Source organism: Rhodopseudomonas sp. P1, from assembly GCF_039642825.1.
GTDB lineage: Bacteria > Pseudomonadota > Alphaproteobacteria > Rhizobiales > Xanthobacteraceae > Rhodopseudomonas > Rhodopseudomonas palustris_H.
Genome location: NZ_CP088006.1, coordinates 1,520,696 through 1,541,172, shown reverse-complemented (window position 1 = coordinate 1,541,172; position 20,477 = coordinate 1,520,696). Strand labels below are relative to the sequence as shown.

At 65.4% G+C, this 20,477-nt stretch carries 19 protein-coding genes; 6 read left to right on the top strand and 13 right to left on the bottom strand.

Annotated features, from left to right (window positions below; all coding sequences use genetic code 11):
- Nucleotides 1-31 precede the first annotated feature (31 nt).
- The 4 genes from LRC39_RS07240 to LRC39_RS07225 all read right to left on the bottom strand — a co-directional run bounded on the left by LRC39_RS07240 (nt 32) and on the right by LRC39_RS07225 (nt 2,863).
- Complete coding sequence (locus LRC39_RS07240) at nt 32-1,378, bottom strand: cbb3-type cytochrome c oxidase subunit I (RefSeq protein WP_107354699.1); 1,347 nt, start codon at nt 1,376-1,378, stop codon at nt 32-34.
- 37 nt (nt 1,379-1,415) lie between these two features.
- Nucleotides 1,416-1,868, bottom strand: a complete 453-nt coding sequence (locus tag LRC39_RS07235; protein WP_346296799.1) for a c-type cytochrome — start codon at nt 1,866-1,868, stop codon at nt 1,416-1,418.
- A gap of 112 nt (nt 1,869-1,980) precedes the next feature.
- A complete protein-coding gene (locus tag LRC39_RS07230; protein WP_263991008.1) occupies nt 1,981-2,250 on the bottom strand; it encodes a cytochrome C oxidase subunit IV family protein in 270 nt (89 codons plus the stop codon).
- 4 nt (nt 2,251-2,254) lie between these two features.
- Nucleotides 2,255-2,863: a cytochrome c oxidase subunit 3 family protein gene (locus tag LRC39_RS07225; RefSeq protein WP_346296798.1), complete on the bottom strand. Its 609-nt coding sequence runs from the start codon at nt 2,861-2,863 to the stop codon at nt 2,255-2,257.
- A gap of 138 nt (nt 2,864-3,001) precedes the next feature.
- On the opposite strand from LRC39_RS07225, the gene LRC39_RS07220 reads away from it, so the two are divergent.
- Complete coding sequence (locus tag LRC39_RS07220; RefSeq protein ID WP_346296797.1) at nt 3,002-3,157, top strand: hypothetical protein; 156 nt, start codon at nt 3,002-3,004, stop codon at nt 3,155-3,157.
- A 6-nt stretch (nt 3,158-3,163) separates the two neighbouring features.
- Here the strand turns inward: LRC39_RS07220 and LRC39_RS07215 are convergent, their stop codons facing one another.
- The 9 genes from LRC39_RS07215 to LRC39_RS07175 form a co-directional block, all read right to left on the bottom strand.
- Nucleotides 3,164-4,117: a hypothetical protein gene (locus LRC39_RS07215; protein WP_346296796.1), complete on the bottom strand. Its 954-nt coding sequence runs from the start codon at nt 4,115-4,117 to the stop codon at nt 3,164-3,166.
- Between the two features lie 32 nt (nt 4,118-4,149).
- On the bottom strand, nt 4,150-7,461 hold the full coding sequence (locus LRC39_RS07210) for an acetyl-CoA carboxylase family protein (protein ID WP_346296795.1): 3,312 nt from the start codon (nt 7,459-7,461) through the stop codon (nt 4,150-4,152).
- Nucleotides 7,462-7,524: 63 nt separating this feature from the next.
- Entirely contained in the window at nt 7,525-9,240 is a 1,716-nt protein-coding gene (locus LRC39_RS07205; protein WP_346296794.1) for an AMP-binding protein, read from the bottom strand.
- 26 nt (nt 9,241-9,266) lie between these two features.
- Complete coding sequence (locus LRC39_RS07200; protein WP_346296793.1) at nt 9,267-10,151, bottom strand: ABC transporter permease; 885 nt, start codon at nt 10,149-10,151, stop codon at nt 9,267-9,269.
- On the bottom strand, nt 10,148-11,104 hold the full coding sequence (locus LRC39_RS07195; protein ID WP_346296792.1) for an ABC transporter permease: 957 nt from the start codon (nt 11,102-11,104) through the stop codon (nt 10,148-10,150). The genes LRC39_RS07200 and LRC39_RS07195 overlap by 4 nt, the downstream gene beginning before the upstream one ends.
- A 52-nt stretch (nt 11,105-11,156) precedes the next feature.
- Nucleotides 11,157-12,710, bottom strand: coding sequence for an ABC transporter substrate-binding protein (locus LRC39_RS07190; RefSeq protein ID WP_346296791.1), 1,554 nt, complete (start codon nt 12,708-12,710; stop codon nt 11,157-11,159).
- Complete coding sequence (locus tag LRC39_RS07185) at nt 12,701-13,750, bottom strand: ABC transporter ATP-binding protein (RefSeq protein ID WP_346296790.1); 1,050 nt, start codon at nt 13,748-13,750, stop codon at nt 12,701-12,703. Before LRC39_RS07185 ends, LRC39_RS07190 begins: the two co-directional genes overlap by 10 nt.
- On the bottom strand, nt 13,747-14,787 hold the full coding sequence (locus tag LRC39_RS07180) for an ABC transporter ATP-binding protein (protein WP_346296789.1): 1,041 nt from the start codon (nt 14,785-14,787) through the stop codon (nt 13,747-13,749). Before LRC39_RS07180 ends, LRC39_RS07185 begins: the two co-directional genes overlap by 4 nt.
- 9 nt (nt 14,788-14,796) lie before the next feature.
- Complete coding sequence (locus LRC39_RS07175) at nt 14,797-14,937, bottom strand: hypothetical protein (protein ID WP_159059322.1); 141 nt, start codon at nt 14,935-14,937, stop codon at nt 14,797-14,799.
- 186 nt (nt 14,938-15,123) lie between these two features.
- On the opposite strand from LRC39_RS07175, the gene LRC39_RS07170 reads away from it, so the two are divergent.
- From LRC39_RS07170 to LRC39_RS07150, 5 genes are all read left to right on the top strand, one after another.
- Entirely contained in the window at nt 15,124-15,939 is an 816-nt protein-coding gene (locus tag LRC39_RS07170; RefSeq protein WP_346296788.1) for a GntR family transcriptional regulator, read from the top strand.
- A gap of 293 nt (nt 15,940-16,232) precedes the next feature.
- The gene (locus LRC39_RS07165) at nt 16,233-17,045 is read left to right on the top strand and encodes a uridine kinase (RefSeq protein ID WP_346296787.1); all 813 of its coding nucleotides are present in this window, start codon (nt 16,233-16,235) and stop codon (nt 17,043-17,045) included.
- A gap of 9 nt (nt 17,046-17,054) precedes the next feature.
- Nucleotides 17,055-17,885, top strand: a complete 831-nt coding sequence (locus tag LRC39_RS07160; protein WP_346296786.1) for a molybdenum storage protein subunit alpha — start codon at nt 17,055-17,057, stop codon at nt 17,883-17,885.
- Between the two features lie 171 nt (nt 17,886-18,056).
- Nucleotides 18,057-18,581, top strand: a complete 525-nt coding sequence (locus tag LRC39_RS07155) for a hypothetical protein (RefSeq protein ID WP_346296785.1) — start codon at nt 18,057-18,059, stop codon at nt 18,579-18,581.
- Between the two features lie 3 nt (nt 18,582-18,584).
- Nucleotides 18,585-20,270, top strand: coding sequence for a sigma-54 interaction domain-containing protein (locus LRC39_RS07150; protein ID WP_430624925.1), 1,686 nt, complete (start codon nt 18,585-18,587; stop codon nt 20,268-20,270).
- Nucleotides 20,271-20,477: the final 207 nt, after the last annotated feature.

The window sequence follows — 20,477 nt, the reverse complement described above, 5'->3', positions numbered from 1 at the left end:
CGGCCACGGATCCCCGTGGCCGCCAGGGGGCCTATTCGGCCGGTTGCAGGGCGCCAGTCAGCGTCGCCTGCTTGGTGCGTCCGGCGACGAGGATTGCCCAGACGAACATCAGCGCGGAGATCAGCACGGCGACGCCGGAGCCGAGCCGCACCCAGTAGAACAGTGCGATCTGGTCCTGCACCTCCATGTAGCCCTGGCCGAGCACGCGCTGCAGATGCACTTGGATGATGCCGGCGAAGGTCAGCGCGAAGGTCATCACGCTCATCGCCGTGCACATCAGCCAGAAGCTGGCGATCGACAGCGCCTGGTTGTACGGCGCGCGGCCGCGGAGTTGCGGGATCGCGTAGGTCATCATCGCCAGGTTCAGCATCACATAGGCGCCGAAGAAGGCGAGATGGCCGTGCGCCGCGGTGACCTGCGTGCCGTGGGTGTAGTAGTTCACGCTGGACAGCGTGTGCAGGAAGCCCCAGACGCCGGCACCGAAGAACGCCATCACCGAACAGCCCACCGACCACAGCAGCGCGGCGCGGTTCTCATGCTTGCGGCCGGCCTTCCAGGTCATCTGCACGGTGAACACCACCATGGTGAAGAACGGCGCGACCTCCAGGGTCGAGAACAGCGAGCCGATCCACTGCCAGTAGCCCGGCGCACCGATCCAGTAATAGTGGTGGCCGGTGCCGAGAATGCCGGAGAACAGCGCCAGGCCGATGATGACGTAGAGCCACTTCTCCACAACTTCGCGATCGATGCCGTTGAGCTTGATCATCAGAAACGCCAGCACCGACGCCATAATCAATTCCCACACCCCCTCGACCCAGAGGTGCACGACGTACCACCAGTACATCTTGTCGAGCGCGAGGTTGGCCGGGTTGTAGAACGCGAACAGGAAGAAAATCGCCACGCCCCACAGCCCGAACAGCAGGATGTTGGTGATGGTAGTCTTGCGCCCTTTCAGCACCGTCATGGTGATGTTGAACAGGAAGATCAGGCAGACCACGACGATGCCGACCTTGATCACGAACGGCTGCTCGAGAAACTCGCGCCCTTCGTGATAGTGGAACAGATAGCCGACCACCGCGGCGCCGGCGGCGCCGAAGAACAGCCAGAATTGCACTTTCGCCAGCAGCGGGCTGAACAGCTCGTTCTCGGCCTCTTCGGGCACCAGATAATAGGCACAGCCCATGAAGCCCATCAGCAGCCAGACGATCAGCGCGTTGGTGTGGATCATCCGGACGATGTTGAAGGGCAGAAGCTCCGACAGCGTATTCGGCAGCACATAGATGGTGCCGGCGAGCACGCCGAACGACACCTGGGCGAGGAACAACGTCAACGCGCCGTAGAAATACAGCAACGCGACCTTTTGGGTTTGATATTTCATCACGAGGTCTTTCTGATGCGGATGCGTGAAGGTCGGATCAGCCGGCGTCGTTCGGCGGCCAGTGCTGGGTCTTGATCTTGCTGGTCCACTCCAGGAAGTCGGCGAGATCACCCACCTCCCGATCGGTCAAATGGAACTGCGGCATCTGCCGCCGTCCCTGGACGCCGGACGGCTGCGACGCCATCCAGGATTTCAGCATCTCGCGGGCCTGAGCCGGATCCTTGTCGCCGCCCCAGCGCACCCAGACGTTGCTGAGTTCAGGAGCGAAATACGCCCCCTCGCCGAGCAGGGTGTGACAGTTGATGCAGGAGTTCTTTTCCCAAACATGCTTGCCGCGGGCCACCGAGGGGGTCAGCGTCCCGGTGTCGGTCGACTTGGTCGCGATGTAATAATGGCTGTGAGCGGTGAGCCCGATGAAGATCGCGAAGAAGAAGGCCGAGCCGCCGAAGAACACATTGCGCGCGGCAGACTTGGTGAGGCGTTCAGCCATCACGTGATTCCTTTTCGATGTGGGGGAGGCGAAGGTGCGGCGCTGCAGCTTCGTCGGCAAAACTAATCGACCGGATCGCCGCAACTTTGTGCTGGCTCAAGGTTCGGAACGATTAGCGCAGAGCTTGTACCAATGGCGAGGCGAGTGCACCGCACGCTACGAGTGCGATCCAGCCGAACAGCAGCGCCCGCCACGGCCCGGGTGCGCCGCGGAACCCGAAGTAATCGAGCACGACCAGTCGGGCTTTCAGCACCGCGATCACCATCAGCACGGCGCCGCCGGCAAACGCAGCAGCTGCACCACGACTGAGTAAAACACCGAGGATGGTCAGCAGCAGGAGAGCGATCGCGCTGCGATCTCGGCGCTGAGCAAACCGGATCATTGCGTCACCGCATCAGATAGACGATCGGGAACATCACCAGCCACACCAGATCGACCATGTGCCAGAAACAGGTTCCGCTTTCGACCGCAGCCGCACTGGCGCGCCACGCCACGCCGAGCAGGATCGCGATCCCGAGTGCGACATGCAGCAGATGAAATCCGGTGAGCAGGAAGTACAGCGTGAAGAAGGTGCTGCCATCGATATCGGCACCGCGGCCGATCTCGCCGGCATATTCGAACAGCTTGATGGCGATGAACGCGGCGCCGAGCAGACAGGCGCCCAGCGTCCAGCGCCACGTCGCCTGGCGTGAGCCAGCATGAGCTGCGGCGCTGGCCTTGGCGGCGAACCAGCCGCTCGACACCAGGCAGAGCGTATTGGCGGCGGCGAGCGCCGGATCGAGCTGGCCCTGCCCGGCCGCAAACGCTTCAGGCTGCAGCGCCCGCGCGATCGGGAACCCGATCAGCAGCGCGCCGAATGCGGCGAGTTCGCTGAAGATCAGCACCCACATCATCAGGTGACCGGGCAGCGAATCCAGCGCGCTGACACCGGACGCGGTGCGGCTATCGGTGCTGTCGGAGAGCGCGGGCACGCCCGCTGCGATCGCGTCGGTCATGGCGCGACGATAGAGGCGGCGCCCGACGGAACGTTGTGCCGCGACAAACTCGCAGGCAATTCACCAGAGCTTGCGCCCCGACAAACAGCGCTTCCCGGCGGCCGCTAGGATCGCGCCTCATCAGAGCATGAGGGACCCATGACAGAAGCCAAGCTGGGGCTGATCGTCGTCTCGGTGATCATTGTCGCCTTCGCGCTCGCGATGCGGCGGTTCGGCGCGCTACAAACCACGGGCGTGGTCGCCACCGCGATCATCACGGTGGCGATTGCGGCCAGCCTGTTCCTGACCCAATAGGCAGGACTATCCCGTCGGGTACAGCGCGGCGTATTCCTGCGCATACGGGTCGTAGGAGTCCTTCAACGTCGCCGAATTCAGCAGCATGGTCGCTACCAGACGGCCAGTGGCGTCATAGGCTTCGCTGCGCACCCACATGCTCTCGGTCCGCTTGCTGCCGGACAGCGCCACCACCTTGCGCTCGATCCGATAGGGCTCGCCGACGAACAGCGGCCCCTCGATCAGCCGGATCTCCTGATCGGCGAACAGACCGACCACCGGGCCACGCACCAGCAAACCGTCCTGCTTGCTGAGGTACTGGAACAGCACGCTCAGCATCTCCAGCGGGATGATCGCCTTGCCCCACGGCGAACCGCCTCCCGGTCGATAATATGGCGACGGCTCGGTGATGACCTCGAGCTTCTGCGCCAGCGAGAACGGATACAGCTCGCCCATGACCTGATCGTGATCCATGCGCGCCGCCTGGGTCTTGGTCGTCATTCCGACCGAGACGTCGCGCAGGATCACCGGATCAGCCAGCGGCTTCAGCTCGGTAAGGCGGACGTCGAGCGCGGACGGCGGCGCGTCGCGGCCGACCGAGACCGTGCCGCGCAGCACTTCGGTGCCGTCGCGCTTCACCATGCGGATGGTGGTGTGACGGCTACCGGCCGCGGGCTTGTCGACGATCGCCTGAACGTCCTCGCCCTCGAACGCGGCGTTACGGTAGTGCGCCGAGATGCAACCGGTCTCGAACCATTCCTTCCCCCACAGCCGTTCGCACAACGGCGCGAACTGGCTGAAATGCGTCGGGCCTTCGATGGTACCGCCCTTGAAGCCGAGCTTCTGAGCGGTGGCATCGTCGTGGATCGAGGCGTGCGAGTCGTACACCTGGGCGTGCAGCATCTGCCGCGGCTGGCGCCACGGCCCGACCAGCGCCTCGCCGGTGTCGTCGATCGGCGTCTCGAATGCAGCTTGCGTCATCGTTTCGCTCCCAATCGTTTCTGCGCCGGCTGTTACCAGGTGTCGATGCAGGGCCGCTTGCGCTCGCTGCGCTCCGGTGGCGTCGGCACCGAGCGCAGCCCGGCCATGATCCAGCGCCGCGTCTCGGCAGGATCGATCACATTGTCGATCTCGAACACCGAGGCGATCGAGACCGCCTTGCCGTTGGCATATAGCTCCGCGACCTTATTCTTGTAGTAAGCCTCGCGTTCGGCGGGGTCGGCAATCGCCTCCATCTCCTTGCGGAAGCCGAGGCGCACGTAGCCCTCCAGCCCCATGCCGCCGAATTCACCGGTCGGCCAGGCGGCGGTGAAGAACGAGGCGTGGAAGCCGCCGCCGATCATCGATTGCGCGCCGAGGCCGTAGCCCTTGCGCAGCACGATGCCGAACAGCGGCACGGTGAGGCTGGCGCCGGTGACGAACATCCGCGCGACGTGGCGGACGATCGCGGTCTTCTCAGCTTCCGGGCCGACCATGAAGCCGGGCGTATCGCACAGCGACACAATCGGAATGTCGAACGCATCGCAGAGCTGCAGGAAGCGCGCCGCCTTGTCGCCGGCGTCGGCGTCGATCGCGCCGCCGAGATGCTTCGGATTGTTGGCGATCAGACCGAACGGCTTGCCCTCGATGCGGATGAAGGCGGTGATCATGCCGACGCCGAAATCGCGGCGCAGTTCGAGCACCGAGTCCTCGTCGGCGATCAGGTCGATGACGGTGCGGATGTCGTACACCCGCAGCCGGTTCTCGGGGATTGCCCGGCGCAGCAGCCGCTGGTCCGGTGCCTTCCACTCGCTCACCGCGCCCTGGAAATATGACAAATATTTCTGCGCGACGCGGGTCGCCTCTTCTTCGTCCTGCACCAGGATGTCGACCACGCCGTTCGGCGACTGGAACGACACCGGTCCGACCTCGGCCGGATGATAAACGCCGAGGCCGCCGCCTTCAATCATCGCCGGACCGCCCATGCCGATCGAGGCGTTCTGGGTGGCGATGATGACGTCGCAGCAGCCGAGCATCGCGGCGTTGCCGGCAAAGCAATAGCCGGAGACGATGCCGACTACCGGCACCAGGCCGGACAGCTTGGCGAACTGCACGAACGACGGACCGTCGAGGCCGGTCATGCCGAGCCGATCGGTGTCGCCCGGCCGACCGCCGCCGCCTTCGGCGTAGAACACCAGCGGCATCCGCCACTGCTCGACCAGCGTCAGCATCCGGTCGATCTTCTTGTGGTTCATGTGACCCTGGGTGCCGGCCAGCACGGTGTAGTCGTAGGCGATCACCATGCAGCGCGCGGCGTGCTCGCCGAACTGCTTGGCGTTGACGGTGGCGACGCCGGTGACGAGGCCGTCGGCCGGCGTGTTCTTGATCAGGTCGTCGAGCGGACGGCGGCGGCGCTGCGCGGCAATCGCCAGGCTGCCGTACTCCATGAACGAGCCTTCGTCGACGAGCTGCGCGACATTCTCGCGCGCGGTGCGCTGGTTGGTCTTGCGCCGCCGTCCGACCGAGTCGGGGCGGTTCTCGTCGAGCGTGTTGGCCTGCCGCGCCAGCATCTCGGCGAGGTCCGGCCGGATCGCGTCGAGATCGATATCCTCTTCGGCGATGACGTGGTCGCCTTCGACGTCCTGCGGCTCGAAATACAGGATCGGCTCGCCCTGCATCAGCGTCACGCCATCGGCGGCGACGATGCGCCGGATGCGGCCACCCTGCTCGGCCGCGACCAGATGCTCCATCTTCATCGACTCGATCACCGCGAGCTGCTGCCCCGGCCGTACCACGTCGCCCTCGGCAACCGTGATCGCCACCACCGTGCCCTGCAGCGGCGCGGCGATCGCGACCGCGCCTTCCGGCACCGGCTCGGCGTTGGCCGCAGCGGCCCCGCTACTCCGCTTGTCGGCGCTCTCCGTCGCGATCAGCGGCTGACCAAACTGCTGCGCGGCTTCGACCAGATCGGCGACGTGCCGATCGATAAAACTGGTGCTGACCCGATTGGCCTTGAAGTCGGCGTGCGCGAGGATCGCCTGCAGCAGCGGGATGTTGGTGGCGACGCCGCCTACTCTGAATTCGCGTAGCGCACGGGACGCCTTGGCGACCGCCTCGGCCCAATCGCCGCGGCCATGCACGATCACCTTGGCGAGCAGCGAGTCGTAAGCCGCGCTGGTGGTGTAGCCGGCGTAGCCGAACGTATCGACGCGAACGCTGGGGCCGGACGGCGGCTCGAAGACCGCCAGCGTGCCGCCGGTCGGCTTGGTCGCGCCTTTGGCGTCCATCGTCTCCATGTTGACGCGGAGCTGGATGGCGAACCCGCGCGGCCGCGGCACCGAGGCCTGATCGAGCCCGAGCGCCGCCAGCATCGCGCCGCCGGCGACGGCGAGCTGCGAGCGCACCAGATCGACCGACAGCACCTCTTCGGTGACGGTGTGTTCGACCTGCAGCCGCGGATTGGCTTCGATGAAAGCAAAAGCGCCGTCGCCCTCGCCGGCTTCACCGTCGACCAGGAATTCGAAGGTGCCGAGGCTATCGTAGTTCGCTGCTGCCGCGAGGGTCTTGGCCGCCTCGACGATGCGGCTGCGCAGCCCCTCCGGCAGCGACGGGCTCGGTGCGATTTCGATCAGCTTCTGATTGCGCCGCTGGATCGTGCATTCGCGCTCCCACAGCTGGCTGACATTGCCATGCCGGTCGCCGATGATCTGCACTTCGATGTGCCGGGCATTGCGGATCAGCCGCTCGGCATAGACGCCCTCATAGCCGAACGCCGCCTTGGCTTCGGACTGGCAGCGCGCATAGGCGTCGGCAAGATCCTCGGCGCGTTCGACCACGCGCATGCCGCGGCCGCCGCCGCCGGCCATTGCCTTGATCATCACCGCCGGCTTGTCGCCGAGCGAGGCGAAGAACGCCTGCACCTCTTCCAGTGTCGACGGCCCGATGGTGCCGGCGATGATCGGCACGCCACAGCGTTTCGCCAGCTCCTTGGCGGCGACCTTGTCGCCGAACAGCCGCAGCGCTTCCGGCGACGGACCGACGAAAGTGATGCCCTCCTCGGCGCAGCGCCGCGCCAGATCGGCGTTCTCGCTGAGGAAACCGTAGCCGGGATGCAGCGCATCGCAACCCGCCGCCTTCGCCGCCGCGATCACCGCTTCGATATCGAGATAGGCCCGCGCGCCGCGGCCGGGAATTTGTTCGGCGTGATCAGCGATGCGGACGTGCAGCGACGCCGCATCGTCGGCGGGATGGATCGCCACCGTGGTCAGGCCGGACTCGGCAGCGGCGCGCGCGATACGGATCGCGATCTCGCCGCGGTTGGCGATCAGCAGTTTTCGGAACGGCATTGGGGATTTCCTCGGCAGGTAGCTTTGGGCCGGCAACGCCTGTACGTCGCCGGCCGTCTCGTTTCACAGCGGCGCGTTGGCGTTGAGCTCTTGCTTCTTCACCTTGCCGGTCGCGGTCATCGGCAGCGCGTCGATAATTCGGATCTCCGGAACCTTGTAGACCGCCATCCGCTCGACGCACCAGGCCTGCAACTCAGCCGGCGTGATGGTGCCTTCGGCCTCCGGCTTGAGCTGGATGAAGGCGACCGGCACCTGGCCCTTGCCGGGATCGTCGCGTCCGACCACGCCCGAACCGAGCACCTTCGGATGCTGACCGAGCAACGCTTCGATCTCCGGCGGAAACACGCTCATACCCTTGACCTTGAGCATTTCCTTGCGGCGACCGAGGAAGTGCAGGAAGCCCTGCGGATCGATGGTGCCGATGTCGCCGGTGCGCAGCCAGCCGTCGACCAGCGATTGCGCGGTCGCCTCCGGCTTATTCCAGTAGCTCTTGAGCAGCGACGGCGTCCGAACGCGAATTTCGCCTTCGCCGCCGAGCGGCACCAGCTCGCCGGTCTCGAAGTCGGTGATCTTGAACTCCGCACCCGGCACCGGCAGGCCAACGAAGATCGGCTGGGAGACCAGATCGAAATCGTCGCCCTGGAAACCGGCCGTGAAGGTGTTCGAGGTGTGGGTCTCGGTCATGCCCCACGCGGCTTCGGTAAGGATCGTGCCGGTGAGATCCTTCCAGCGCTTGCGGTAGGTCGGGTTGAGCTTCTTGACGAACGACACCACCCGCACCTGGCTGAGCGAGGACAGGTCGAACTCGTTGAACCGCGGATGATCCATCAGCTCGACCGCGCCGTCGACCGGCATCGCGGTGACGTTGACCTTGTAGCGCTGGATCGCGCTCAGCACGCCGAGCGCATCCCACCGCGCCAGCAGCACCAGCGTTGCGCCGGTGAACAGCGGGAAGATCAGGCCGAAGTTTTCACCCGCGATCCAGAACTCGGGGAAAAACGACAGGAACACGCTGTTCTGATCGGCCACCACCGAGATGCCGTGATTAGCGGCCGCCGTGTAGACCATGTCGCGCTGGGTGTGGACGCAGCCCTTCGGCATACCGGTGGTGCCGCCGGTGTAGTTCAGCGCTGCGACCTCGTCGAGCGCGGCCGGCGGCAGCGGCTCCGGCTTCGGCAGCGCGGCGAGCGCCGGCAGCAGGTCGGTCGCGCCTGGCACCGCGATCCGCGGGCCGCTCACCGAATCCGGCACGGGAATCGTCGGATTGGCCGGGATCACATCGGCAAAGCTGGTGACGATCACTTCGCGCAGCGAGGTCTCGGCGCGCACCTGCTCGACCACGCCGGCGAGCTGATCGAGCGCCACGATCACTTCCGCGTCGGTGTCGTTGAGCTCGTAGGACAGCTCGAAGGCTCGTGACAGCGGGCTGACCGGCACATGGATCGCGCCGAGCTTGAGGATGCCAAAGAACACGATGTGGAATTGCGGGCAGTTCGGCAGGAACACCGCGACGCGGTCGCCCTTCTTCACGCCCTTCTGCATCAGCAGCGCCGCGAAGCGATCGCTCTGCTCATCGAGATCCGCATAGGTGGTGACGTGACCGTAGAAGATCACTGCCGGCCGCAGCGGCGCGGATTTAGCCCAGGCGCGCAGATATTCGCTGAGGGCGACCTCGCCGTGCAGATATTGCGGCTCGCGCGGCGTTCCCTTCGGCCACGCCTTGGCCCACAGCTCATGCAGCTTTGCAAGATAATCGGCTTCCTTGGCGTCCACGGTCATGTCTCGTCCTTGTTGTTCTTGTTTGATCAGTTGCGCTTCATCGTCGGATCGAGTGACGCCCGCAAGGACTCGCCCAGCGTGTTGTAGGCGAGCGCGGTGAACAGGATGGCGAGCCCGGGCGGATACATCTGCTCCGGCGCGATCTCCATGTTCTGATAGGCGCGCGCCAGCATCGCGCCCCAGCTCGGATCAGGCGGCTGGATGCCGAGACCGAGGAAGCTGAGGCTGGCCTCTGCGAGCAGCGCGGCAGCGAGCAGCAGCGTCACCTGCACGATCACCGGCTGGATCGCGTTCGGCAGCACGTGGCGCCACAGGATGCGCGTGGTCGAACCGCCGAAGCAGCGCGCGGCATCGACATACAGCTCTTGCCGCACCACCAGCGTGCGGGCCCGCACCAGCCGCGCAAGCTGCGGCGCGAACACGATGCCGACCGAGATCATGCCGTTGGTGAGACCGATACCGAGTGCGCCGGTGACGGCGATCGCGAGGACAATCGCGGGGAACGACAGAAAGCTGTCGATGACGCGGCTGATCATGGTGTCGACCCAGCCGCCGAGATAGCCGGCCAGGATGCCGACCGGCACACCGATCAGCACCGCTATCGCAACCGCCAGGAAGCTTGCATACAGCGACGCCATGCCGCCGTAGATCAGCCGGCTCAGCGTGTCGCGGCCGAGATCGTCGGCGCCGAGCCAATGCTGTGCCGACATCGGCGCCAGCGCCGCATCGATGTCCTGGGCGACAGGGTTATACGGCGCGATCCACGGCGCCAGCAGCGAGATCACCAGCAGGATCAGCAGAAACGTCAGGCTGATCGCGCCGCGCAAATCGGACACGAACCAGCGCAGGAAGCGGCGCATCCGCCGACGACGATGTTGATGCGGAGGAGCGGTAAGCGAGACCGACGTCATGACGCGATCCTCGGGTCGAGCACGCTGTAGAGGATGTCGGTGAGCAGGTTCAGCGTCACCACGATCAGCACCATGGTGAACACCACCCCCTGCACCACCGGGAAGTCGCGGTGCATTGCGGCGTTGACGATCAGCCCGCCCATGCCGGGGATCGCGAACACCGCCTCAACGACAACGGTCGCGGCCAACAGCCGGTTCGCCAGCAGGCTGATGACGGTGAGCAGATTGACGCTGACGTTCTTCAAGCCGTGCCGCCACAGGATCGACGATGGTGGCAGGCCTTTGGCATGCAGGGTGCGGACCTGCTGCGACGACAGGATCTCCACCAGTGAGGAGCGCAGCTGACGCGCCACCTCGGCGATACCACCGGAGGCGAGTGCCAGCGCCGGCAAAATGGCATGGCTGAGCGCGGCGGCAGGGTCCTTCATCAGCGACGCGGCGCCGGTCGCCGGCAACCAATTGAGCTGCAGAGAGAAGAACGCCACCAACAACATGCCGAGCCAGAAATTCGGCACGGCGACGCCGAGCGAAGCGATCGCCATCACGATGCCGTCGATCCACGAGCCCGGCTTTGCCGCCGCCGCGATGCCGAGCGGCACGCCGATCACCAACGCGGTGAGCAGCGCGAGTGCCACGATCAGCAGCGTGTGCGGCAGGCAGCGCTCGATCGAGGTCAGCACCGCCTCGCTCGACACCAGCGAGGTCGACAGATCGCCCTGCACGGCCTTCCACAACCAGGCGCCGTATTGCACCAGGAACGGCTGGTTCAGGCCATACAGCTCGCGGATCTCGGCGATGCGCTGCTCGGACGCGTTGTCGCCCGCCAGCGTCACCGCGACGTCGCCGGGCACCAGCTTGAGCAGCCCGAACACGATGAAGGTGGACAGCACCACCACCGGCACCGCGTGCAACAGGCGACGACCGATGATGCGCAGACGCATGGCGTTCAACATGACCAAACCCATTTGGCAGAACGGCGCCGCGAGCAGTCGCGGCGCCGTTTGATCAGGCGAGCGAGATGTTCTCGAACTTCGGCTTGCCGAGCAGGTTCGGCTGGAAGTCCTTGACCTTCGCCAACAGCGCGTCGAGCTCGTACTGGAACGCCAGCGGCGCCGACAGCGCCTGCTCCACGGTGAAGCGCTGGATCTTGGCGAATACCGCGGCGCGCTCGTTGAGATCCTGGCTGGCGCGGCTTTCCTGAATCAGCTTCGACAGCTCAGGATCGGCGGTGCGGCCGGCGTTGTAGTACGCGCCCTTATCAAAGCCGAGCCCGTAGGTCATGCTGGGATCCGGGCGACCGGTCCAGGCCGACACCAGCATGTCGAACTTCTTTTCCTGGGCGAAGAACTGCGCGCTGATTTCGGCAATGGTGCCGCGGGTGAACTTCAGCTTGATACCGACCTTGCCGAGCTGGTCCTGAATGACCTCGCCACGCCGCACCGAGTCCTGATCGGTGTAGCCGCCGATCGTCATTTCCAGCCCGTCCTTGTAGCCGGCCTCGGCGAGCAGCTTCTTCGCCTTCTCAGGATCGTACGGATAGGTGCCGGCAACGTCCTTGGCATAGGCCCAGTGCGAGCTCGGCAGCGTCATCCGCGCCGGCTCGCCGAGGCCGCTAAGCGCCGCCTTGACGAAGGTGTCGCGATCCAGCGCATAGTTGATCGCTTGGCGAACCTTGACGTTGTCGAGCGGCGCACGGGCGTAGTTGAAATACACCTGGATACAATACAGCGTCGGCGACGACACCAGCTTGAGGTCCTTGGCGCGTTCGATCACCGGCTTCAGCCGCGCCGGCAGCTGGAACGCCATGTCGTTCTGGCCGGCGACCACCGAGCGCAGCGCCGTGGCATTCTCCGGGATAATGTTGAACTCGATGCCGTCGAGGAACGGCCGGCCCTTGCGCCAGTAATTTTCGTTGCGCGCGACGACGACGATCTCATTGTCGTTCCAGCGGACGAATTTCCACGGACCGGCGCCGACCGGCTTGCGGTCGGTGTCGTTGCCGAGCGCCTTGATGTTGGTCGGCGAAACCATCATGCCGGCACGATCCGACAGGATCGCCGGCAGAGCGGTGTCGGGATTCTTCAGCTTCAGCGTGACCTGCAGCGGGCCGGTGACCTCGACGCTGTCGACGCTGGACAGGTCCGGCTTGACGTTGGAGCGCTGGTCGGAGCGGTTGCGATCGAGGTTGAACTTCACCGCCTCGGCGTCGAGCGGCGTGCCGTCGTGGAATTTGATGCCTTCGGAGATGTCCAGCACCATGACCTTCGGATCGGGATACGACCACTTCGCGAGGCCCGGCTTCGGCTTCAGCGTGTCGTAGTCCCACTCCACCAGGGTGTCGTAGATCGTCCACAGGATGCTGTGATCGGAGCCGGCGCCGCCGGTCGCCGGATCGAGCGACGACGGATTGGCGGGCGCAGCGACCTTCAGGATGCCGCCGGTCTTGGCGGCGAGCGCCTGCCCCGGCAGTCCGAGCACGCCGACCGCAGCCGCTCCGCCGAGCAGCGCCAGAACCTCGCGACGGCGCAGCGTGCGTTCACCGAAATCGATCACGCGCATGTTGGTCCTCCCATGATTGTTGTGTTTTGTGCTTGTCGTTGATCGGGCGGCGGACCGTCGGCGGTCGCGAAATGGCAAGCGACGCGGTGCCCCGGCCTCACCTCGCGCCACGCCGGTATCTCATCCGCGCAGCGCGGCTGCACCGACGGGCAGCGGGTGCGAAACCGGCAGCCGGACGGCGGAGCCACCGGACTCGGAATCTCGCCTTCGAGAATGATGCGGCGGTCGACCCGCAGGTGCGACGGCAGCGGAATCGGCTCGGCCGAGAGCAGCGCGCGCGTATAGGGATGCAGCGGATGCTCGATCACGTCTTCGGCCGGGCCAAGCTCCATCAGCTTGCCCAGATAGGTGACGGCGATCCGGTCCGAGATGTGCGACACCACCGAGATGTCGTGGGTGATGAACACGTAGGTGAGTCCGAACTCGCGCTGCAGATCGGCAAACAGGTTGAGCACGTCGCCGCGGATCGAAACGTCGAGCGCCGCCACCACCTCGTCGCAGACGATCACCTTGGGGCGCAGCGTCAGCACCCGCGCGATGTTGACGCGCTGTTTCTGTCCACCGGAGAGCTGGTGCGGATAGCGATCGGCAGCTTCCGGCGACAGGCCGACGCGCTCCAGCGCCGCGATGCCGCGGCGGCGGCGTGACGCCGCATCGCCCTCGCCGACGATCTCCAGCGGCTCCATCACGCTGTCGATGATCGTCATCCGCGGGTTGAGCGCCGCATTGGGGTCCTGAAACACGATCTGATAGTCGCGGCGATGCTTGCGGAACGCCCGGGCGCCGAGCGCGGCGGGATCGACACCCTGATGCAGGATCTGCCCCTCGGTCGGCTTCAGCAGCGACACCAAAGCACGGCCAAGCGTGGTCTTGCCCGATCCGGATTCGCCGATGATGCCGAAGGTCTCGCCGGTGCGAACCTCGAAGTCCATGCCATCGACCGCCTTGACGGTGTCGTGGCCGTCGCGCGTCGGAAACAGGATGCGCAGATGGCGCACCGCGATGACATCGCTCGGAGACGCGGACACTGGCTCAGTCAATTCACTGCTCCCGGCAAGGCCAGTTCGGACGCCCGCCAGCAGCGGGCATCATGGCCGGCATCGACCGCGACCATCGCCTGCTCGCGCTCGCAGCCGGCCGCCGCATGTGCGCAGCGCGCGCGAAACCGGCAGCCGGCCGGCATCGCATTCGGCGACGGCACCCGTCCTGGGATTGACGACAGCACACCACGGCGGGCGCTGAGCCCAGGCAGTGAACGAAGCAAGCCCGAGGTGTAAGGATGGCGCGGCCGCATCAGTACGTCGTCGACCGGCGCGTCTTCGACGACTTCCCCGGCATACATCGTGATCATCCGTGTGCAGGTTTCGGCGACGACGCCGAGATCATGGGTGATGAAGATCAGTGCGGTGCCGGTACGCTCGCTCAACGATCGCAACAGGTCGGTGATCTGCGCCTGCACGGTGACATCAAGCGCCGTCGTCGGCTCATCGGCGATCAGAAGCTTCGGCTTGCAGATCAGCGCCATCGCGATCATCACGCGCTGCCGCATGCCGCCGGAGAGCTGATGCGGATATTCGTCGCAGCGCCGCTCTGGCGCCGGAATGCCGACTTCGCGCAGCGCCTCGATGGCGCGATCGCGGCCCTCGGCACGGCTCACCGGAAAATGCACCCGGTAGGCTTCGCTGATCTGATCGCCGACGGTGAACACCGGATCGAGCGCGCTCATCGGCTCCTGGAAGATCATCGCGATATCGCGGCCGCGCACCGCCCGCATTCGCCGCGGCGACAGCTTCAACAGATCGATGCCGTCGAACACGATCTCGCCGCGTACCTGTGCGTTGTGCGCCGGCAGCAATCGCAGCAGCGACAGTCCGGTCACCGTCTTGCCGCAGCCGCTCTCACCGACCAGGCCGACGCGCTCGCCTGGCGCGATCGAGAAGCCGACGTTGCGCGTGATCGGCAGCGAGCCGCCGGCGGTCGTGAACGACAGCGACAGATCGCGGACCGCAAGCAGCGGCGCTCCGGCATTGCCAGGCACGGCTGCACGATCGAGCGCAATGGTTTGACTGGCCGACATCACCGCGCGTCAGCTCACAAAGCCGCTGGCAGCCACAGCAATAGCCGAAGCGATTTGCTTGAACTCGGAGACATGCTGCGGCGCGGCGGATAGTCCGCGCATCTTCGCCCCGACATTGCGGGTGCGGGTTCGCATCTGCGCGAACGTCATCGCGACTACCTCCCTTGATCCGCTGCATGCACATGCGGTCCGTCGCCTGTCCGGCTTTGGCGCCGGTATCTGTCCGGCGACGGCGAGGCCATCAAAGGGCACCGGTTGTCGATTGTCAACAATCGACTGTCACGCTACGAATGAGAACCAGCACGCGAACCGCCGCGGGGAAGCCGAGGAGACAACATGGCAGCGACAACCTATCGCAGGGCCGCTGGCGACGATGAGGCCGGACCGGTGGGGCGGTTCTCTCTGCGCACGCTGCCGGATCAGATCGCCGAGGAGCTTGGCGCCGACATCGTGTCCGGGCGTCGTAAGGCGGGCGAACGTCTGGTCGAGCTCGACCTCGCGCGTGACTTCGGCGTCAGCCGTGGCCCGATCCGTGAAGCGATCCGCATTCTCGAACGGCGCCGTCTGGTCGAGCTCAATCCGCGCCGCGGCGCTTACGTCAAACCGCTGTCGCTAAAATCCGTCGCTGATCTGTTCAACGTCCGCACCGCGCTGTCGATGCTGGCAGTGCGAACGATGGCCACCTCGCCGATCGAGAGCTTCGTCGAGACGCTGGCGCGGCGTGTTGATGAGCTGAATGCAGGTGTCGAGATCGACGATCCGCTCAGCTTCGCGCGCACCACGACGCGCGCCGTGCGCACCATCGCGCGCGGCTCCGGCAACGAGCTGCTGGTCGAACTCCTCGCCGACCTCGCCAATCAGACGGTGTGGACGACGATCTGGAAATCACCGCTCGACTATCAGACCCGCAAGATCCGCCGGCAGAGTGCCGACCTGATGGCCTCGACGCTGCGGGCGATCCGTCAGCGTCGCCCGAATGCGGCCGAGACGCACTATCGCGAACTGCTCGAGGGCGACCGGGACCGGGCGCTTGCGACGCTATCGCGGATGCGCGGCGAAGCGATCGACTTCAGCGGGATTGCGGCTGCGGAAAGCGCCGGTATTGCAGAACGTTCGGCCCGCTCTTCAGGACGTCCAGTCGCTCAGCCCTGATCGCAGCCCATCTGTACGCTAAATGACGCTTCGCAAAGCTGGCAGCGTCGTCACCGACAGCTACATAACGCCTTGAATTTACTCATTAATAGCTACTATTTCTAATTGACGGGACAGGTCCGTTAGCGACACATTTGGCGAGTTCCACCACGGAACCAGCTACCGCAACTGTTTCGGTTTGCGGTGCCCTGCTGCCAGACGGCCGAGGCCCCTGCCTCCCATAAACGCCAGCGCGAATACCTCTCTGACGCCGCCCCGGCAGCGTTGACCTGCCTATGCACAAGGAATCTTTCATGGCCCATACCCCTGCGGAGCTCGAAGCGCTGCTGATGCAGCGATCGATGTCCGATCCCGAGCTTCTGGCCGCCACCGAAGCTGCCGCGGATTATCGGATCCTGCCCGACGCCACCGTGATCAAGATCGGCGGCCAGAGCGTGATCGACCGCGGCCGCGCTGCGGTCTATCCGCTGGTCGAGGAGATCGTCTCGGCGCGCAAGGACCACAAGCTGCTGATCGGCACCGGCGCCGGCACACGCGCGCGGCACCTGTATTCGATCGCGGCGGGCCTGAACCTGCCGGCCGGCGTGCTGTCACAGCTCGGCGCTTCGGTCGCCAGCCAGAATGCAGAAATGCTTGGGCAATTGCTCGCCAAGCACGGCATCTCGTCGGTCGGCGATGCCGGGCTGTCGGCGGTGCCGCTGTATCTCAAGGAAGTGAATGCCGTCGTATTCTCGGGCATGCCGCCCTATGGCCTATGGATGCGCCCCTCCGCTGACGGCGTGATCCCGCCGTATCGCACCGACGCCGGCTGTTACCTGATGTCCGAGCAGTTCGGCTGCAAGGCGATGATCTACGTGAAGGACGAGAACGGCCTTTACACCGAGAACCCGAAGACCTCGAAGAACGCCACCTTCATTCCGAAGATCTCGGTCGACGAGATGAAGGCCAAGGGTCTGCACGATTCGATCCTCGAATTCCCCGTGCTCGACCTGCTGAAGTCCGCACGCCACGTGCGCGAGGTTCAGGTCGTCAACGGCCTGGTGCCGGGCAATCTGACGCGCGCGCTCGCTGGCGAGCACGTCGGCACCATCATCACCGCGAACTGAGGATCGACCATGGCTGATACCAACCACATCAAGCACGTCGCCTCGCCGCTCGCGCGCCAGACGCTGCTCGACAGCAATCTCACCCGCCCGGTCGCCGGCAAGAAGCCGATCCGCATCCTGCCCTGGCTGCAGGTCGTGAAGATCGGCGGCCGCTCGATCATGGACCGCGGGGCCGAAGCGATCCTGCCGATCGTCGACGAACTGCGCGCGCTGCTGCCCGAGCATCGCCTGCTGATCCTGACCGGCGCCGGCGTCCGCGCCCGGCATCTCTACAGCGTCGCGCTCGATCTCGGCCTGCCGGTCGGTTCGCTCGCGCCGCTGGCGGCAAGCGAGGCCGGACAGAACGGCCATATCCTTGCGACCATGCTGGCGCCGGAAGGCGTGTCCTACGTCGAGAAGCCGACGGTGGCGAACCAGCTCGCGATCCATCTCAGCGCGGCGCGTGCGGTGGTGGCGAGCGCCTTCCCGCCCTACCACAACCACGAATTCCCCGGCGCGCGGCTGCCGCCGCATCGCTGCGACGTCGGCGCCTTCCTGCTGGCGGATGCGCTCGGTGCCGCCGGCCTGACCATCGTCGAGGACGTCGACGGCGTTTACAGCGCCGATCCGAACGCGCCCGGCGGCGACAAGGCCAAGCTGATCGCCGAGACCAACTATGCCGATCTCGCCAAGCACGACGGCACCCTGCCGCTCGACCGCGCGCTGTTCGACGTGATGGCCAATGCGCGCCACATCGAGCGGGTGCAGGTCGTCAACGGCCTGAAGCCCGGCAAGCTTACCGCGGCGCTGCGCGGCCAGCATGTCGGCACCTTGATCAAGACCGGCGCGCAGCCTGCCTGACCGTTGCGACACGGAGGCGCGCAGCTTTTGATGCAGCGCGCTTCCATCTCTCGCGGCTTTTGCTATCCTGATGGCGGTGCCGCGCCGTAAGCGCCCACCGTCGTCAGGAACGAGGGTTCCAACCATCTGCAACTCGACCGCATTTTCTGCGGGTCGAAGGTTGGAGCCTGCATGATGTCGATCGCACGCGCCCGGCAGGCCGCGATCATTTTGATCCTTCTCGGAATTTCCACCATCACCGCCGGCGCCGCGGAGCCGAGCGGCTGCGCGGCGTTCAAATGGCCGATGGATCGGGAGCGCGCCAGCCTGACCGCACCCGACAAAACGCAACTCACGTCCGGTCAGACATTAGACGCGCTGCCGACGCGCGCGATCGTGCTGGCCTTGAAGCCGGCGGCCGAAGCTTCTCTGCCGAAGCCGCCCGAACGCGGCTCGGCGCCGGAGCGCTTCGCTGGCTTCGTCCGCATCAAGCAGGTCGGCAAGGCCGGCACCTATACGGTGGCGCTGCCGGCGGCCGCGTGGATCGACGCCGTGCAAGCGGACCGCACATTGAAGCCCAGCGGCTTCAGTGGCGCCACCGATTGCGAGGGCGTGCGCAAGCTGGTGCGCTACGAGTTCGCCGCAGGTGAACTGCTGCTGCAACTCAGCGGCATCAGCTCCGAAACGATCGTTCTGGCGATCCTGCCGGTGGAGTGAGCGATGCCGATGGCCCAAAACCAACGCCGCGTCCCCGCCGATCAGGTGCAGCCCGAGCGCGCAAAGCGCCTGACAACGCTCGACCTCGGCAACGAGCCCGAAGGCTTCGTCGACGAATTCACGCACTGCTTCACCGGCGAATGCCGGGTGAACGTGTTGCAAATCCTGTTTCGTATCAATCAGGTGCTGACGCAGAACGCTGATCTCGCGACGCTGGTGTCGATCATTCTCGACGGCATGCGCCAACAGATGCGGATGCAGCGCGGCGTGATGATGCTATACGACCGCCACTCCGACGCGATCTTCATCCACGACAGCTTCGGACTGACGGAGGAAGAGCGCGGCCGCGGCATCTATGCGCCAGGCGAAGGCATCACCGGCAAGGTGGTCGAGACCGGCAAGCCGATCATCATCCCGCGCGTGATCGACAGCCCCGATTTCCTCGATCGCACCCGCGCCCACAACAAGGGCCGCAAGCAGGACAAACTGGCGTTCTTCTGCGTGCCGATCGTGCTCGCCCAGAAGGTGGTCGGCACCATCTGCGCCGAGCGCGTCTATATGAATCAGCGGCTGCTGAAGCAGGACGCCGAGCTGCTGGCGATGGTCGCCTCACTGATCGCGCCGGCGGTCGAGCTGTATCTGATCGAAAATGTCGACAAGGTGCGGCTGGAGACCGAGAACCGGCGACTGAAAAGCGAGCTGAAGCAGCGCTTCCGCCCGGCCAACATCATCGGCAATTCCAAGCCGATGCAAGAAGTTTACGCCATGGTGCACAAGGTGGCCTCGACCAAGGCCACCGTGCTGCTGCTCGGCGAAAGCGGCGTCGGCAAGGAGCTGGTGGCGAGCGCCCTGCACTACAACAGCCCGGTCTGCGACGGCCCGTTCATCAAGGCGAACTGCGCGGCACTGCCGGAGGCGCTCGCCGAAAGCGAACTGTTCGGCCACGAGCGCGGCGCCTTCACCAGCGCAGTAGCGACCCACAAGGGCTATTTCGAACAAGCCTCGGGCGGCACGATCTTTCTCGACGAGGTCGGCGAACTCAGCCTGCCAACGCAGGCCAAGCTGCTGCGCGTGCTACAGGAACGGACGTTCGAGCGGGTCGGCGGTGCCAAGCCGGTCAAGGTCGATGTCCGGATCATCGCCGCGACCAACCGCAACCTCGCCGAGATGGTCGCTGAGGGCACTTTTCGCGAGGACCTGTTCTATCGCCTCAACGTGTTCCCGATCACGATCCCGCCGCTGCGCGATCGTGGCTCCGACGTGATCACCCTCGCGGACCACTTCGTCACCACCTATTCGGCCGAAATCGGCAAGCCGATCAAACGGATCTCCACGCCTGCGATCAACATGCTGATGAGCTATCACTGGCCCGGCAACGTGCGCGAGCTGGAGAACGTCATCGAACGCTCGGTGATCCTGGCCGAGGAGGGCGTGATCCACGGCTACGACCTGCCGCCGTCGCTGCAGACGCCGACCGAGACCGGCACCGGCTTTAGCGGCACGTTGGAAGACCGTGTCACCGCAGTCGAATACGAGATGATCGTCGAAGCCCTGAAGGCCTCCAACGGCAATGTCGGCCAGGCCGCCTCCGCGCTCGGCCTGACGCGGCGCATGCTCGGCCTGCGGATGGACCGGCACGGCCTCACCTACAAGACGTTCCGAACCGCAGGGCTGCGACCGAGGAACTGACCTCCTCTCACCCGATGCGTTGAAGACTCTGACGGCGGCTCTCACGAGCCGCCGTTTTGCGTTGGCGGAGGGCTCCCACGCAATCCACCGCCAAGTAACTCTTGTCCCTGAAATCTACGCCTGACGTAACTTTTGCCCCGCCCGCCACAAAGGAGCCGGAAGTTACGCTGTGTGTCACGCCTCCATCGGAATTTACGCATCCAGAAC

Coding starts and splice junctions, on each gene's coding strand:
- LRC39_RS07230 (WP_263991008.1), bottom strand. CDS start 2,250: ATGATCCGGTTTGCTCAGCGCCGAGATCGCAGCGCGATCGCTCTCCTG.
- LRC39_RS07205 (WP_346296794.1), bottom strand. CDS start 9,240: ATGACCGTGGACGCCAAGGAAGCCGATTATCTTGCAAAGCTGCATGAG.
- LRC39_RS07220 (WP_346296797.1), top strand. CDS start 3,002: ATGACAGAAGCCAAGCTGGGGCTGATCGTCGTCTCGGTGATCATTGTC.
- LRC39_RS07240 (WP_107354699.1), bottom strand. CDS start 1,378: ATGAAATATCAAACCCAAAAGGTCGCGTTGCTGTATTTCTACGGCGCG.
- LRC39_RS07170 (WP_346296788.1), top strand. CDS start 15,124: ATGGCAGCGACAACCTATCGCAGGGCCGCTGGCGACGATGAGGCCGGA.
- LRC39_RS07180 (WP_346296789.1), bottom strand. CDS start 14,787: ATGTCGGCCAGTCAAACCATTGCGCTCGATCGTGCAGCCGTGCCTGGC.
- LRC39_RS07235 (WP_346296799.1), bottom strand. CDS start 1,868: ATGGCTGAACGCCTCACCAAGTCTGCCGCGCGCAATGTGTTCTTCGGC.
- LRC39_RS07195 (WP_346296792.1), bottom strand. CDS start 11,104: ATGTTGAACGCCATGCGTCTGCGCATCATCGGTCGTCGCCTGTTGCAC.
- LRC39_RS07215 (WP_346296796.1), bottom strand. CDS start 4,117: ATGACGCAAGCTGCATTCGAGACGCCGATCGACGACACCGGCGAGGCG.
- LRC39_RS07155 (WP_346296785.1), top strand. CDS start 18,057: ATGATGTCGATCGCACGCGCCCGGCAGGCCGCGATCATTTTGATCCTT.
- LRC39_RS07190 (WP_346296791.1), bottom strand. CDS start 12,710: ATGCGCGTGATCGATTTCGGTGAACGCACGCTGCGCCGTCGCGAGGTT.
- LRC39_RS07175 (WP_159059322.1), bottom strand. CDS start 14,937: ATGACGTTCGCGCAGATGCGAACCCGCACCCGCAATGTCGGGGCGAAG.
- LRC39_RS07210 (WP_346296795.1), bottom strand. CDS start 7,461: ATGCCGTTCCGAAAACTGCTGATCGCCAACCGCGGCGAGATCGCGATC.
- LRC39_RS07150 (WP_430624925.1), top strand. CDS start 18,585: ATGCCGATGGCCCAAAACCAACGCCGCGTCCCCGCCGATCAGGTGCAG.
- LRC39_RS07225 (WP_346296798.1), bottom strand. CDS start 2,863: ATGACCGACGCGATCGCAGCGGGCGTGCCCGCGCTCTCCGACAGCACC.
- LRC39_RS07165 (WP_346296787.1), top strand. CDS start 16,233: ATGGCCCATACCCCTGCGGAGCTCGAAGCGCTGCTGATGCAGCGATCG.
- LRC39_RS07160 (WP_346296786.1), top strand. CDS start 17,055: ATGGCTGATACCAACCACATCAAGCACGTCGCCTCGCCGCTCGCGCGC.
- LRC39_RS07200 (WP_346296793.1), bottom strand. CDS start 10,151: ATGACGTCGGTCTCGCTTACCGCTCCTCCGCATCAACATCGTCGTCGG.